This window comes from Ruegeria sp. G10 (genome assembly GCF_056533645.1).
Genome location: NZ_JBQFOQ010000001.1, coordinates 747,819 through 760,235, shown reverse-complemented (window position 1 = coordinate 760,235; position 12,417 = coordinate 747,819). Strand labels below are relative to the sequence as shown.

22 protein-coding genes are annotated in these 12,417 nt (G+C 56.0%); 20 read left to right on the top strand and 2 right to left on the bottom strand.

The genetic code is table 11. The annotated features are described in order from the left end of the window. The coding region (locus ACR0KM_RS03835; protein ID WP_480865450.1) for an EF-Tu C-terminal domain-related protein at positions 1-134 on the top strand (134 nt) is incomplete at its 5' end. A 166-nt stretch (positions 135-300) separates the two neighbouring features. On the opposite strand, the gene ACR0KM_RS03830 is transcribed toward ACR0KM_RS03835, so the two are convergent. Further along, positions 301-1,113 carry a hypothetical protein gene (locus tag ACR0KM_RS03830; RefSeq protein ID WP_480856511.1) on the bottom strand — a complete coding sequence of 271 codons (813 nt, stop codon included), beginning with the start codon at positions 1,111-1,113 and terminating at the stop codon, positions 301-303. 287 nt (positions 1,114-1,400) lie between these two features. Between ACR0KM_RS03830 and rpsJ the strand changes: the two genes are divergently transcribed. The 11 genes from rpsJ (at position 1,401) to rplP (ending at position 8,003) form a co-directional block, all read left to right on the top strand. Beyond that, complete coding sequence (gene rpsJ, locus ACR0KM_RS03825; protein WP_008756422.1) at positions 1,401-1,715, top strand: 30S ribosomal protein S10; 315 nt, start codon at positions 1,401-1,403, stop codon at positions 1,713-1,715. A gap of 15 nt (positions 1,716-1,730) precedes the next feature. Beyond that, a complete protein-coding gene (gene rplC / locus ACR0KM_RS03820) occupies positions 1,731-2,456 on the top strand; it encodes a 50S ribosomal protein L3 (protein WP_008758167.1) in 726 nt (241 codons plus the stop codon). Next, entirely contained in the window at positions 2,453-3,070 is a 618-nt protein-coding gene (rplD, locus tag ACR0KM_RS03815; RefSeq protein WP_008756644.1) for a 50S ribosomal protein L4, read from the top strand. The genes rplC and rplD overlap by 4 nt, the downstream gene beginning before the upstream one ends. After that, the gene (locus tag ACR0KM_RS03810) at positions 3,067-3,363 is read left to right on the top strand and encodes a 50S ribosomal protein L23 (protein WP_010437040.1); all 297 of its coding nucleotides are present in this window, start codon (positions 3,067-3,069) and stop codon (positions 3,361-3,363) included. Before rplD ends, ACR0KM_RS03810 begins: the two co-directional genes overlap by 4 nt. Beyond that, positions 3,360-3,992 carry a hypothetical protein gene (locus ACR0KM_RS03805; protein WP_480856513.1) on the top strand — a complete coding sequence of 211 codons (633 nt, stop codon included), beginning with the start codon at positions 3,360-3,362 and terminating at the stop codon, positions 3,990-3,992. The genes ACR0KM_RS03810 and ACR0KM_RS03805 overlap by 4 nt, the downstream gene beginning before the upstream one ends. Before the next feature lie 64 nt (positions 3,993-4,056). Further along, positions 4,057-5,145 (top strand): hypothetical protein, encoded by a 1,089-nt coding sequence (locus tag ACR0KM_RS03800; protein WP_480856515.1) that lies wholly within the window; start codon positions 4,057-4,059, stop codon positions 5,143-5,145. A 213-nt stretch (positions 5,146-5,358) separates the two neighbouring features. Beyond that, positions 5,359-6,201 (top strand): 50S ribosomal protein L2, encoded by an 843-nt coding sequence (gene rplB / locus ACR0KM_RS03795; RefSeq protein WP_008757664.1) that lies wholly within the window; start codon positions 5,359-5,361, stop codon positions 6,199-6,201. A gap of 3 nt (positions 6,202-6,204) precedes the next feature. After that, complete coding sequence (gene rpsS / locus ACR0KM_RS03790; protein ID WP_005980699.1) at positions 6,205-6,483, top strand: 30S ribosomal protein S19; 279 nt, start codon at positions 6,205-6,207, stop codon at positions 6,481-6,483. Positions 6,484-6,486: 3 nt separating this feature from the next. Continuing rightward, a complete protein-coding gene (rplV, locus tag ACR0KM_RS03785) occupies positions 6,487-6,867 on the top strand; it encodes a 50S ribosomal protein L22 (RefSeq protein ID WP_039538267.1) in 381 nt (126 codons plus the stop codon). Then, positions 6,867-7,577, top strand: a complete 711-nt coding sequence (gene rpsC / locus ACR0KM_RS03780; RefSeq protein ID WP_008758042.1) for a 30S ribosomal protein S3 — start codon at positions 6,867-6,869, stop codon at positions 7,575-7,577. Before rplV ends, rpsC begins: the two co-directional genes overlap by 1 nt. 12 nt (positions 7,578-7,589) lie before the next feature. Further along, complete coding sequence (gene rplP, locus ACR0KM_RS03775; protein WP_480856517.1) at positions 7,590-8,003, top strand: 50S ribosomal protein L16; 414 nt, start codon at positions 7,590-7,592, stop codon at positions 8,001-8,003. 80 nt (positions 8,004-8,083) lie between these two features. Here rplP and ACR0KM_RS03770 read toward each other — a convergent pair whose 3' ends face one another. After that, on the bottom strand, positions 8,084-8,548 hold the full coding sequence (locus ACR0KM_RS03770) for a hypothetical protein (RefSeq protein ID WP_480856519.1): 465 nt from the start codon (positions 8,546-8,548) through the stop codon (positions 8,084-8,086). Positions 8,549-8,731: 183 nt separating this feature from the next. Here ACR0KM_RS03770 and ACR0KM_RS03765 point away from each other — a divergent pair, with 183 nt between their 5' ends. The 8 genes from ACR0KM_RS03765 (at position 8,732) to rplE (ending at position 12,402) form a co-directional block, all read left to right on the top strand. Then, positions 8,732-9,280 carry an amino acid synthesis family protein gene (locus ACR0KM_RS03765; RefSeq protein WP_480856521.1) on the top strand — a complete coding sequence of 183 codons (549 nt, stop codon included), beginning with the start codon at positions 8,732-8,734 and terminating at the stop codon, positions 9,278-9,280. 49 nt (positions 9,281-9,329) lie between these two features. Next, positions 9,330-9,950, top strand: coding sequence for a 2OG-Fe(II) oxygenase family protein (locus ACR0KM_RS03760; RefSeq protein WP_480856523.1), 621 nt, complete (start codon positions 9,330-9,332; stop codon positions 9,948-9,950). Between the two features lie 65 nt (positions 9,951-10,015). After that, the gene (locus ACR0KM_RS03755) at positions 10,016-10,462 is read left to right on the top strand and encodes a hypothetical protein (protein WP_480856525.1); all 447 of its coding nucleotides are present in this window, start codon (positions 10,016-10,018) and stop codon (positions 10,460-10,462) included. A gap of 186 nt (positions 10,463-10,648) precedes the next feature. After that, positions 10,649-10,855 carry a 50S ribosomal protein L29 gene (rpmC, locus tag ACR0KM_RS03750; RefSeq protein WP_010437082.1) on the top strand — a complete coding sequence of 69 codons (207 nt, stop codon included), beginning with the start codon at positions 10,649-10,651 and terminating at the stop codon, positions 10,853-10,855. A gap of 4 nt (positions 10,856-10,859) precedes the next feature. Continuing rightward, entirely contained in the window at positions 10,860-11,090 is a 231-nt protein-coding gene (rpsQ, locus tag ACR0KM_RS03745; protein WP_068340771.1) for a 30S ribosomal protein S17, read from the top strand. 76 nt (positions 11,091-11,166) lie between these two features. Beyond that, entirely contained in the window at positions 11,167-11,535 is a 369-nt protein-coding gene (gene rplN / locus ACR0KM_RS03740; RefSeq protein ID WP_008757934.1) for a 50S ribosomal protein L14, read from the top strand. A 2-nt stretch (positions 11,536-11,537) separates the two neighbouring features. Beyond that, positions 11,538-11,849, top strand: a complete 312-nt coding sequence (gene rplX / locus ACR0KM_RS03735; RefSeq protein WP_170440482.1) for a 50S ribosomal protein L24 — start codon at positions 11,538-11,540, stop codon at positions 11,847-11,849. Beyond that, complete coding sequence (rplE, locus tag ACR0KM_RS03730) at positions 11,842-12,402, top strand: 50S ribosomal protein L5 (protein WP_480856527.1); 561 nt, start codon at positions 11,842-11,844, stop codon at positions 12,400-12,402. The genes rplX and rplE overlap by 8 nt, the downstream gene beginning before the upstream one ends. The last annotated feature ends 15 nt before the right edge of the window (positions 12,403-12,417 follow it).

Here is a 12,417-nt window from a genome sequence, read left to right as displayed (position 1 = left end):
TCATGCCCGGCGACAACGTGTCGTTCGGCGTTGAGCTGATCGCACCGATCGCGATGGAAAACGGCCTGCGCTTCGCAATCCGCGAAGGTGGCCGCACCGTCGGCGCCGGCGTTGTGTCGAAAATCATCGAGTAATCGGCGACGGTGCTGAGATTATTCGTCGAATAATCTCGGACCCAATCGCTGAGACTAAGGAAGGCCGCTCCAATCAGGGGCGGCCTTCTTTCATTTCCAGGCGGATGTGGCTCGTGTACATCTAACTTTCAGCATGCATTCGTTGCTTCTCAAGAAAGTGCACAATTCATTTCGTTTCATTTGTTCCATTAAGCATGCGATCAACCTCGTCAAATCGTATGGCAGCGCCTGATCTGCCTGGTAGCGTCGCGACATTCTGAAGATAGTTCAGATAAACTCCGCAATACTTAGGATCTCTCCAAGCGTCTGTGTACAGTGGTTCTAGCTCTAGATCAGTTGCGCCGTCGTCCTTTATTCTCGTTATCAACCTATCGTAGTCCTCATCGGTCGGCGGAATAGGTGCATCTGCCTCGTTGGATTCTGCCGCACGTGCATCAAGGAGGTGCGAGGTCATTGCTGCCATAAACTGATCGAGTTCTAAATATACGAGCGAAAGCTGATCATAACTAAGTTGAACCGCGCCATGACGCGCTACAAGTGAGCAAGTCGCTGGGTTCTCGAAAGTCTGTAGAAATCGGATACGAGCGCTTATGATGTCGGCTCTTTGCTTATCTGAAAGTGCCTTCGAGTATTTTGCCAATCGCAGTCTGTATGCCAGCAACTCGCGGTCCAGTTTGTTTCGTACATCTTCGCTTGTTCGAAGACTCGATCTTACCTCGAAAAAGCGGTTGATGACGTAATCCAGATCTTCCGGAGCCTTTTCGTCAACGACTTGCCAGAACGTCGCCAGTTTACCACGCAGCATCAATTCACGCGTTTCGGGTGCGCCGACCGGTATATCTCGTATGTCTGCCATAGCTGTGCCGCTGCTACGAGCATCTGGAACATTCTCACTCGCGGCACCCCCACGAAGCAGCATGAAGACCGCCAGCGAAGTACAGATCGTAGCTGCACCAAAAGTAAAGAACTGCGTTTTCATTGTGGCTGCTTCCAGAGTCTGCTTATTCTACCTATGGTGGAAGATGGTCTATGTGTCCTCAGATGTCGATGGGGGTTGCGCAACACTGGACTGGAGAAAACCCACCCAATACTCTCTTTCGCAGGGCAACCATTTCCCCCTTGCCAAACCCCACCAACCCCACTAATACGCGCGGGTTCTCAACAAGAACGTCAAGGCGGGGTGATTCCCGCCTTTTGGGTTCGAAGAGGGTTGGCGATGCGCGTCTGTCCTCCTCTCAACCTCAACGCCTAAAAAAGGCTGTATCTATGCAAAGCCAAAACATCCGTATTCGGCTGAAGGCATTTGACTATCGCGTTCTGGATGCCAGCACGCAAGAGATCGTCAACACTGCCAAGCGGACCGGCGCGAACGTGCGCGGCCCGATCCCGCTGCCGAACAAGATTGAGAAGTTCACGGTTCTCCGTGGCCCTCACGTTGACAAGAAATCCCGCGACCAGTTCGAGATTCGCACGCACAAGCGTCTCTTGGACATCGTTGATCCGACCCCCCAGACCGTTGACGCGCTGATGAAGCTCGACCTCGCTGCTGGTGTGGACGTCGAGATCAAGCTGCAGTCGTAATCGGAGGGTATGAGAATGCGCTCTGGTATTATCGCAAAAAAAGTTGGCATGACCCGCCTGTTCATGGAAGACGGCAAGCAGATCCCTGTGACCGTTCTGCACCTGGACAACCTGCAGGTTGTTGCACAGCGTACCGCTGACAAAGACGGCTACACCGCCGTTCAGCTGGGCGCCGGTGCTGCCAAGGCAAAACGCACCTCGAAAGCCATGCGCGGTCACTATGCCGCTGCAAAGGTTGAGCCCAAGCGTAAGCTGGCCGAGTTCCGCGTCTCCGAAGATGGCCTGATCGATGTGGGTGCCGAAATTTCGGCAGAACACTTCCTGGAAGGTCAGAAAGTTGACGTTTCGGGTACCTCGATCGGTAAAGGCTTTGCCGGTGCGATGAAGCGCTGGAACTTTGGTGGTCTGCGCGCCTCGCACGGTGTTTCGATCAGCCACCGTTCGCACGGCTCAACGGGTCAGTGTCAGGACCCGGGCAAGGTTTTCAAAGGCAAGAAGATGGCCGGTCACATGGGTGCTGCCCGTGTCACCACCCAGAACCTGGAAGTCGTTAAAACCGACGCCGACCGGAACCTGGTCTTCATCAAAGGCGCCGTTCCCGGACCGAAATCGGGCTGGGTCACTGTCAAGGACGCCGTGAAGAAGAAAGCACCGGAAGGCCTGCCTTTCCCGGCTGCTGTTAAATCGGCTGCAACCGAAGCACCTGCGGAAGAAGCGCCCGCGGAAGGTGGTGAAGCATGAAACTTGATGTAATCAAACTGGACGGCGGCAAAGCCGGCGACATCGAGCTGAACGCCGATCTGTTCGGTCTCGAGCCGCGTGCGGACATCCTGCACCGTGTGGTCCGTTGGCAGCGTAACAACGCGCAGGCCGGCACCCACAAGGTCAAGACCCGCTCGGAAACCAGCTACTCGACCAAGAAGATCTATCGCCAGAAGGGCACCGGTGGCGCACGCCATGGTGACCGCAACGCGCCGATCTTCCGTGGTGGTGGTATCTACAAAGGCCCCGTCGTCCGTTCGCACGGCCACGACCTGCCGAAAAAGTTCCGCAAGCTGGGCCTGCGCCACGCTCTGTCGGCCAAAGCCAAGGCAGGTGAACTGGTCGTAATCGAGAACGCTGAAGCCGAAGGCAAGACCGCCGCTCTGGCCAAACAGGTTGCAAACCTGGGCTGGAAACGTGCTCTGGTCATCGACGGCGCGACCGTGAACGAAGGGTTCCTGAAAGCGTCCAAGAACATCGAAGGTCTGGATATCCTGCCGTCGATGGGCGCAAACGTCTATGACATCCTCAAGCGTGACACCCTGGTGCTCACCAAAGCGGCTGTCGAAGCACTGGAGGCTCGTCTGAAATGAGCGCGAAGGCAGAACATTACGACGTGATCCGCAAGCCGGTCATCACTGAAAAGTCGACTATGGCGTCCGAAAATGGCGCGGTTGTCTTTGAAGTCGCGATCGACAGCAACAAGCCGCAGATCAAAGAGGCCGTTGAGGCGCTGTTTGGTGTGAAGGTCAAAGCGGTGAACACCACCGTGACCAAAGGCAAGGTCAAGCGGTTCCGCGGCCAGTTGGGTCGTCGGAAAGACGTCAAAAAAGCATATGTGACCCTGGAAGAGGGCAACACAATCGACGTGAGCACCGGTCTTTGATCCGACGCTTACTGCGACTATTCACGGCCTCGGCGGTTCAACCCGCCGGGGCCGATTTCGTTTCAGACCCTGAAACTGTGCGTGCGCAAGTGCTGGAACAGATGCGGGCGTTCAGCGCCGAGCCCTATTTTCAGATTGCCGATGAAAAGCTGGGGCTGCTGTCTGTGTTCGATGACCTGAAATATGACCGGGCGGATGTGGACATGATCTCCCCGGCGATGCGCGAACACGTCGTTGCTAAGCTGGGTCCGCTGGGGTTTCGCCAGACTTCGGGAACGGTGCTGGAGCACGCCGAGGCCGATATGCGTGTGCACATCCCAAAGTTCCACGCCCTCGGCGCGTCGCCCTTCGACATCGCGCGCTATACCGAGAAACGCCCGCAGGACTACTGCCTGCTGACGCCCACGCAGGTGGCCTGTCAGTACGTAGATCACTATGAGTTGGACGACGCCCTGCAACGGATCGAGGCGTTGATTTCGAAGCACCCGATCAACCTGCTTAAACTGGTGGATTATCTGGAAGGCAAACCCAAACACCGCGCCTTTCGCGAGGTACTGGGCCATATCAAGCTCAAGCAGAGGATGGCAGTGGAGTCCGAGCCGCTGTGCCGCAGGCGGTCTTTGGGGTGAGCGCTTGGTTTAGGATTGGGAACTTGTATTTATTGGGGTTCGAGACATGGTTCGGAGAGTTGTTTTGAGGTTCTTATTTTCGATTTGGCCGATATTGTTTGTTGGATTGGCCACCAGTCTTCTCGCTCAAGAAGACCAAATAGCGGTCGCCTCCAGAAACGAAGTTTCAGCCGCAGCAAATGAGGTTGCCGAACTCGCATCAGTTCTGGAAGAAGACCTGCTTGCAAGGATTCCTGTCGCCGAAGGTTGGGTTTGCGAAAGAAGCTACAAAGAAGAGGCATCCCACGTCGCAGCGCTCCGTGCGATACCCATGGTTTTGCTGAAATGCAGCAAGGGGCATCAGGTTCTTTCTGCTAATTTTGCTCTCGAATCTAGTCATTCAAAGTTGCTTTGTGACGTTATCGAGTCGAAACAAATGGGGATTGCCGATGGGCGAGTAAAACCTGACCTGTTTCGATTCTATGGGAACGGCACGTGGAGCTTGATGCGGGTGTCTGTGGACTTGCAAGGGTGTTATCGAGATGAGCTTGCGTTTTGGGCAAGCGGTTTGCGTGACCAAAACGCGCTAGACGTGGGTTTCGATCTAATAGACGAGTTTGGCGAAGCAATACTCGAAATGACGATTGCTGATATAATAACCTCTGAGACCTACGCTCTACATCAAGGCGCTATGCAGAGGTTTGTCGGTTCGTTGAAAGCTCAATCTGATGCACTGTCAAACAACATTCCATTTCTGGAATCGAACAAGGCACATGAAGTTCGCCAACATCCATCTGTTTCAGCGCCGCAGGGGTTCTCTATTCTGATGATGGACCTTGTAGTTAGTCCGGCTGCAAGCACAGCACTCAACATAGATGGATGCAGCGTACTGATTGATTTGATCGCCGGAGAACAGTCCATTCGTGAAAAAAACTGGATTGGAGCCGGTGGGGCAGATGGACGAAAAAACGGAGCGTATCTGCGGATTAAAACAGATAGGCTCGACGGTCGAGAAAGATTGGATGGGACGGGTGTTGAGGTTCTTGCAGACGACCGTGTAGTGGTCAGGGTCTCAGTTCCGGGGGGCAAGCCTTGCGAAAGTAATCCCGATATAGTCAGGGAGCTTTTCGACCAGATATCCCAAAACGACTTCAGTTCATTCGGTTTTGATTAGGTGAAGTTCAACCTAGCTGGGGATTGCCGATAAACCCTATAGACACCCACCCCCAACACTGCTAAATGCACCCAATCTTGCGGCCTCGGATTCGTTCCGGGGCCTCTGATATTTGTAACCGGGGACCTTCGGGGCCCTATACCCTTGGCACCTACGGGGGCCTATCACATAGCAGGGAAACCCCCTGCACTTGCTAAACGGAAGACAGAAAGCATGGCACTCAAGTCGTACAAGCCGACGACGCCGGGCCAGCGCGGGCTGGTGCTGATCGACCGTTCGGAGCTTTGGAAAGGACGTCCGGTCAAGTCTCTCACTGAGGGTTTGACCAAATCGGGCGGCCGGAACAACACCGGACGGATCACTTCACGCCGCCGCGGCGGTGGCGCAAAGCGTCTCTACCGGATCGTTGACTTCAAACGGAATAAATTTGATGTCGCGGCAACCGTCGAACGGATCGAATATGACCCGAACCGGACCGCATTCATCGCACTGGTAAAATACGAAGACGGCGAGCAGGCATATATCCTCGCTCCGCAGCGTCTGGCTGTCGGTGACAAAGTCGTGGCATCCGCCAAGGCCGACATCAAGCCGGGCAACGCAATGCCGTTCTCGGGTATGCCCATCGGTACCATCGTCCACAACATCGAGATGAAGCCTGGCAAAGGCGGTCAGATCGCACGTGCGGCCGGTACTTACGCTCAGTTCGTTGGTCGCGATGGCGGCTACGCTCAGATCCGTCTGAGCTCGGGCGAGCTGCGCATGGTTCGTCAGGAATGCATGGCCACCGTTGGTGCCGTGTCCAACCCCGACAACAGCAACCAGAACCTCGGTAAAGCCGGTCGTATGCGCCACAAGGGCGTGCGCCCGTCGGTTCGTGGTGTTGCAATGAACCCGATCGATCACCCGCACGGTGGTGGTGAAGGTCGTACCTCGGGTGGCCGTACGCCGGTTACACCGTGGGGTAAGGACACCAAGGGTAAGCGTACCCGCAACAAGAACAAAGCGTCCCAGAAGCTGATCATCCGCTCGCGGCACGCCAAGAAGAAGGGACGTTAATCCATGTCTCGCTCTGTTTGGAAGGGTCCTTTCGTCGATGCTTACGTGCTGAAAAAAGCCGAAGCAGCGCGCGAGTCGGGCCGCAACGAAGTCATCAAAATCTGGTCGCGTCGTTCCACCATTCTGCCCCAGTTCGTGGGTCTGACCTTTGGTGTGTACAATGGCCAGAAGCACATTCCCGTCAACGTCTCGGAAGACATGATCGGTCAGAAGTTCGGTGAATACTCGCCGACCCGTACCTATTATGGCCACGCCGCAGACAAAAAAGCGAAGCGGAAGTAAGTCATGGGCAAGGAAAAGAACCCCCGCCGCGTGGCTGAAAACGAAGCAATGGCGAAAACCCGCATGCTTCGCACCAGCCCGCAGAAACTGAACCTGGTTGCGCAAATGATCCGCGGCAAGAAAGTTGAGAAGGCTCTGACCGACCTGACTTTCTCGAACAAGCGTGTCGCGCAGGACGTCAAGAAGTGCCTGCAGTCCGCAATCGCGAATGCCGAAAACAACCACAACCTGGATGTTGACGAGCTGATCGTAGCCGAAGCATGGGTTGGCAAGAACCTGGTCATGAAGCGCGGTCGTCCGCGTGCCCGTGGCCGTTTCGGCAAGATCATGAAGCCGTTCTCGGAGATCACCATCAAGGTGCGTCAAGTTGAGGAGCAAGCCTAATGGGTCATAAAGTAAATCCGATCGGCATGCGCCTGCAGGTCAACCGCACCTGGGACAGCCGCTGGTACGCCGACACCAAGGACTACGGTGATCTTCTGCTGGAAGACCTCAAGATCCGTGAGTTCATCAACAAAGAGTGCAAGCAGGCCGGTGTTGCCCGTGTGATCATCGAACGTCCGCACAAGAAGTGCCGCGTTACGATCCACACAGCACGTCCCGGTGTCATCATCGGCAAGAAAGGTGCAGACATCGAAGTTCTGCGCAAAAAGCTTGCTCGTATGACCGACAGCGAACTGCACCTGAACATCGTCGAAGTGCGCAAGCCCGAGCTTGACGCGCAGCTGGTTGCCGAGTCCATCGCTCAGCAGCTGGAACGTCGTGTTTCGTTCCGTCGCGCCATGAAGCGCTCGGTTCAGAACGCCATGCGCATGGGCGCCCTGGGTATCCGGGTGAATGTCGCTGGCCGTCTGGGCGGCGCCGAAATCGCACGGACCGAGTGGTATCGCGAAGGCCGCGTGCCTCTGCACACCCTGCGTGCCGACATCGATTACGCACATGCCGAAGCGATGACTCCTTACGGGATCATCGGGATCAAGGTCTGGATCTTCAAAGGTGAGATCATGGAGCACGATCCGCAGGCACGTGACCGTAAAGCACAGGAACTCCAAGACGGCCCTGCACCTCGTGGTGCTGGTGGCGGTCGTCGCTAAGGAGGGAAAGATATGCTTCAACCAAAGCGTACTAAATTCCGCAAGATGCACAAAGGCCGGATCAAGGGTCTCGCCAAGGGCGGCTCTGATCTGAACTTTGGCACCTACGGCCTGAAAGCTCTTGAGCCTGAGCGTGTGACTGCACGCCAGATCGAAGCTGCACGTCGTGCTATGACGCGTCACATGAAGCGTCAGGGTCGTGTATGGATCCGCATCTTCCCCGACACTCCGGTCACGGCTAAGCCGATCGAAGTTCGTATGGGTAAAGGTAAAGGTTCGGTCGACCGCTGGGTTTGCAAGGTCAAGCCCGGTCGCGTGATGTTCGAGATCGACGGCGTCAATGACGACATCGCCCGCGAGGCCCTGCGCCTGGCTGCGATGAAGCTGCCGATCAAGACCCGCGTCGTGGTTCGCGAAGACTGGTAAGTGATTGGGGGAAACCCCGGTTTGAAAAGGCCCCCGGCGTATTCGCGTCGGGGGCTTTTTATATTCCGGCTCTGCCCGTGTTAGGTGGGATCGGGCTCGGCCGAGCTCCGCGATACCAAGGTGCGCCAAACCCAGGCGAGGATCAGAGTCATCCCAACATGCGCGATGAATGAGGATTGGGTATAGGCGCCGAACCCCATCATGAAGCTGCGGTCGACCAAAGGTGCCAGAACACCTTGTGCCACAAACCACAATGCAACTCCGGCCAATGCGCCTGACGCGATATGGCCCAGTCCGCTTACTTCCTTTACAGCCCAGACTATCCCTGCAAAGCCTACGACGCCGATGAGAAAGTGTATCGCAAAGGCCGCCCCGTATGGCAGTGCGAGACCAGTGAACTTGGCGGTCAGCGCGATAACAAGATTGGCGGGCTGAAGGGTGACTCCAAACAGCAATGGAGACACAAACCAGGCGTAGACCTCGAAGGCCAATTCGCCGATCAATCCGGCAACAAGAAGGGGAACGACAAAGGGAAGCTGGGGCATGAATGTGGGTCCAATCGAGAGCAGGCTGAGAACAAGATGGTAAGCAGCAATCGATCTATTCACTGGACCCTGCATTGCCAGCCTAAATGCCACCGGAATTGGCCAAGGTAACGCAAATCTGAAGTGCTCTTGCCTATTCTCGACCAGCGCTTAGGCTTTGGATCGGATCTGAGAGGGGACGCTATGGTTCAGCTACGAAAAAAGGTGTTTGCCAAGGAAATCATAACAACCGACCAAATGGGCCAGCCTTGTGATCCGATCAGCCGGGTTGCTGCGCTTGCGGTATTCCCGAACCCGCTGGCCGGCCGGTTTTCTGACGATCTTTCAGAGTTGTTTGAGATCGGTGGCCTTCTGGGTCCTGAACTTGCCGCCGAAGCAATTGCCCAATTGGAGGGTGTCCCGATTTCATACGGCAAGGCTGCGATCGTTGGCGTCAACGGCGACCTCGAGCAGGCAGGGGCGGTGATCCACCCCAAGCTTGGTGCCCCCATGCGCGCCGCTGCAGGTGGCGGTGAGGCGGTGATCCCCTCGAACGCCAAGCTCGGCCCTCCGGGCTGCGTGATTGACTTGCCGCTTGGCCACAAAGACAATCCGTGGTCGTTCGATCATTTCGACACGATGACGCTAAGTATTCCGGACGCGCCGAAACCGGATGAGATCGTGCTGTGCCTCGCTTACGCTGATGGCGGTCGACCGATACCACGGTGTGGCAAGGGGCCGGTCCGAAGCTGAAGCCTGACAGGGGCTGGTCTAGGGGCAGGGCTTGGGCTATGCCCGGCTCATGGCACAGATTGAATCACTCTTCGTTACCCGTCTTTATCGCGCAGCTTTGTCCGAGTTCGATCCCAAGATCGATGCGGAGGAACTGGAAAGTTCTTGCCTTGTCATTGCCGAGGATGACGAGGCCGGGCAGGAGTGGTGCGAAGAAAATGGTTACCCCGGTTACACCAGCTATGCCTCGTTGACCGATCTGCCCTGGCGGTTCCCGATCTTCGCCGATCTGGTCGCCGCGCTGGATAAGCACGTTGCGGCCTTCGCCAAAGATCTGGAGTTCGATCTGGGTGAGGGCGAATTGAAGCTGGAAGACCTCTGGATCAACATCCTGCCCGAAGGCGGCATGCATTCCAGCCACCTGCATCCGCACAGCGTGATCTCGGGCACGACCTATGTGGCGATGCCCGAAGGGGCGAGCGCATTGAAACTGGAAGACCCGCGCTCGGGCCGCATGATGGCTGCCCCGACGCGCCTGAAAGGCGGGCGGCGGGATTTGCAGCCGTTCATCTATATGAAGCCGCAGGTGGGCGACGTCCTGCTCTGGGAAAGCTGGCTGCGCCATGAGGTGCCGATGAACATGGCCGAGGATGAGCGGATTTCTGTGAGTTTTAATTATAAATGGGAGTAGCTAGCTTGAGGGCTTCAAGGTAGCTAACTCATACATCACTGGATAGTTATTTAATAATCTCGTGGATGAATATTGTGCTGGTATTACTTGCAGTGGCGCTCATTTTAGCGATCGTTTTGCCCGTACTTGTAGTCGGTTGGCGAATTGGGTGGTGGCGCACCCCCAGCGGACTTGCGGAACGCTCTGGTCTAATCAAAGCAGTGCTGACAAGAAAGAGCTGGTCCATTGAGTCGTTCATTTGTCTTCTGCTGTTGGTTTTGCCGACTGGCTTTCCGCTACAGTACTTGATTCTGAGTAAATTCAGGGTTTGGGAAGACCACTGTGTACATGTCGGTGGCTTTGGTGGAATGCGATGCGATCTGGGAAGCTATTCATCAGCGGTGGAAGGCTTGATACTAGCGCTCGAAATGGGGTTGTTCCTTGGTTACTCTTATATTTGGTTTGCTGCCAACATAGCGCTATTGGTCGGGCTGTTTACTTCGACATCAAACTGGCTAAGACACCAATCTTGATCGCGGAGCCCGCTATTTTGTGCTCGGAAAAACTTTCCCTTGCCACTCACCCCCCAAACCCTTATACGGCGGCATCCTGCGATCTCCCGGCGTTGTCGGGCGATTCGTATGTCTATCATTCATCCACCAGGTCAAAGGTGACCCGTGTACGGGGCCTTCTGGTGTTTTGAGCAAAGGAAAAAGGCGATGAACGCCCAAGAACTGCGTGACAAGACCCCGGACCAGCTCCGCGAGGAACTGGCCAATCTGAAGAAAGAAAGCTTTAACCTGCGCTTTCAACAGGCAACCGGTCAGCTGGAAAACACAGCCGGCATCAAAGCGGCCCGCCGCAATGCTGCCCGCGTCAAAACCATCCTGAACGAAAAGGCCGCTGCTGCGGCATCCGAGGAGTAATCAGATGCCCAAGCGTATCCTGCAAGGCACCGTGACCAGCGACGCCAACGAACAGACCGTAACCGTATCCGTCGAGCGCCGCTTTACGCATCCGGTTCTGAAGAAAACCATCCGTAAGTCCAAGAAATACCGGGCTCACGATGAAAAGAACGCCTTCAAGGTCGGCGACACCGTACGCATCATCGAATGCGCGCCGAAATCGAAGACGAAACGTTGGGAGGTTCTGGAGGCGTAAGCCCCCGGGACTTTTCCATTTGTCGAAACCCTGGGGGATTTAACGAGACCAGCCCCCACAGGTCGGGAGAAACCACATGATCCAGATGCAGACCAATCTGGATGTCGCTGACAACTCCGGCGCACGCCGAGTTCAGTGCATCAAGGTCCTGGGTGGTTCCAAGCGTAAATACGCCTCCGTTGGCGACATCATTGTCGTCTCGGTGAAGGAAGCCATCCCGCGCGGCCGCGTAAAGAAAGGTGACGTCCGCAAGGCCGTTGTCGTACGCACCGCCAAGGAAGTCCGTCGCGAAGACGGCACCGCGATCCGCTTTGATCGCAACGCCGCCGTCATCCTGAACAACAACAACGAGCCCGTAGGTACCCGTATCTTTGGCCCCGTTGTTCGCGAACTGCGCGGCAAGAACTTCATGAAAATCATCTCGCTGGCTCCGGAGGTGCTGTAATCATGGCTGCTAAACTCCGCAAAGGCGACAAGGTCGTCGTGCTGGCCGGCAAGGACAAGGGCAAAGAAGGTACTATCACCTCGGTTGACCCCAAAGCCGGTAAAGCTGTTGTCGATGGCATCAACATCGCCATCCGCCACACTCGCCAGACCCAGAACAGCCAGGGTGGCCGCCTGCCTCAGGCAAACCCGATCGAGCTGTCGAACCTGGCTCTGCTGGACAAGAACGGCAAAGCAACCCGTGTTGGCTTCCGCATGGAAGGCGACAAAAAGGTCCGCTTCGCCAAGACCACAGGGGACGTGATCGATGCTTGATACCGCAACCTACACCCCGCGTCTGAAAGCTCAGTACGTTGAAACCATCCGTGCCGCTCTGAAAGAAGAGTTCGGCTACAAGAACGACATGCAGCTGCCCAAGCTGGAAAAAATCGTTCTGAACATCGGTTGTGGTGCTGAGGCCGTCAAAGACTCGAAGAAAGCGAAAGCTGCTGTCGAGGATCTGACTGCGATTGCCGGTCAACAGGCCGTTGCAACCAAGGCGAAAAAGTCGATCGCGGGTTTCCGCGTCCGTGAAGACATGCCGCTGGGTGCGAAAGTGACCCTGCGCGGCGACCGGATGTACGAATTCCTGGATCGTCTGATCACCATCGCGATGCCGCGTGTTCGTGACTTCCGCGGTGTGAAGCCCTCGTTCGATGGTCGTGGCAACTTTGCCATGGGCATGAAAGAGCACATCGTCTTCCCGGAAATCGACTTCGACAAGGTCGATGAAGTCTGGGGCCTGGATATCGTAATTGCCACCACAGCGAAGACCGACGCTGAAGCGAAGAGCCTGTTGAAAGCATTCAACATGCCCTTCAACGCATAAGCGCCGGAAGGATAG

Bases quoted from the DNA above. Each gene is read 5' to 3' on its own strand.
- ACR0KM_RS03830 (WP_480856511.1), bottom strand. From the start codon at position 1,113: ATGAAAACGCAGTTCTTTACTTTTGGTGCAGCTACGATCTGTACTTCG.
- rpsJ (WP_008756422.1), top strand. From the start codon at position 1,401: ATGCAAAGCCAAAACATCCGTATTCGGCTGAAGGCATTTGACTATCGC.
- rplC (WP_008758167.1), top strand. From the start codon at position 1,731: ATGCGCTCTGGTATTATCGCAAAAAAAGTTGGCATGACCCGCCTGTTC.
- rplD (WP_008756644.1), top strand. From the start codon at position 2,453: ATGAAACTTGATGTAATCAAACTGGACGGCGGCAAAGCCGGCGACATC.
- ACR0KM_RS03810 (WP_010437040.1), top strand. From the start codon at position 3,067: ATGAGCGCGAAGGCAGAACATTACGACGTGATCCGCAAGCCGGTCATC.
- rplB (WP_008757664.1), top strand. From the start codon at position 5,359: ATGGCACTCAAGTCGTACAAGCCGACGACGCCGGGCCAGCGCGGGCTG.
- rpsS (WP_005980699.1), top strand. From the start codon at position 6,205: ATGTCTCGCTCTGTTTGGAAGGGTCCTTTCGTCGATGCTTACGTGCTG.
- rplV (WP_039538267.1), top strand. From the start codon at position 6,487: ATGGGCAAGGAAAAGAACCCCCGCCGCGTGGCTGAAAACGAAGCAATG.
- rpsC (WP_008758042.1), top strand. From the start codon at position 6,867: ATGGGTCATAAAGTAAATCCGATCGGCATGCGCCTGCAGGTCAACCGC.
- rplP (WP_480856517.1), top strand. From the start codon at position 7,590: ATGCTTCAACCAAAGCGTACTAAATTCCGCAAGATGCACAAAGGCCGG.
- ACR0KM_RS03770 (WP_480856519.1), bottom strand. From the start codon at position 8,548: ATGCCCCAGCTTCCCTTTGTCGTTCCCCTTCTTGTTGCCGGATTGATC.
- ACR0KM_RS03765 (WP_480856521.1), top strand. From the start codon at position 8,732: ATGGTTCAGCTACGAAAAAAGGTGTTTGCCAAGGAAATCATAACAACC.
- ACR0KM_RS03760 (WP_480856523.1), top strand. From the start codon at position 9,330: ATGGCACAGATTGAATCACTCTTCGTTACCCGTCTTTATCGCGCAGCT.
- ACR0KM_RS03755 (WP_480856525.1), top strand. From the start codon at position 10,016: ATGAATATTGTGCTGGTATTACTTGCAGTGGCGCTCATTTTAGCGATC.
- rpmC (WP_010437082.1), top strand. From the start codon at position 10,649: ATGAACGCCCAAGAACTGCGTGACAAGACCCCGGACCAGCTCCGCGAG.
- rpsQ (WP_068340771.1), top strand. From the start codon at position 10,860: ATGCCCAAGCGTATCCTGCAAGGCACCGTGACCAGCGACGCCAACGAA.
- rplN (WP_008757934.1), top strand. From the start codon at position 11,167: ATGATCCAGATGCAGACCAATCTGGATGTCGCTGACAACTCCGGCGCA.
- rplX (WP_170440482.1), top strand. From the start codon at position 11,538: ATGGCTGCTAAACTCCGCAAAGGCGACAAGGTCGTCGTGCTGGCCGGC.
- rplE (WP_480856527.1), top strand. From the start codon at position 11,842: ATGCTTGATACCGCAACCTACACCCCGCGTCTGAAAGCTCAGTACGTT.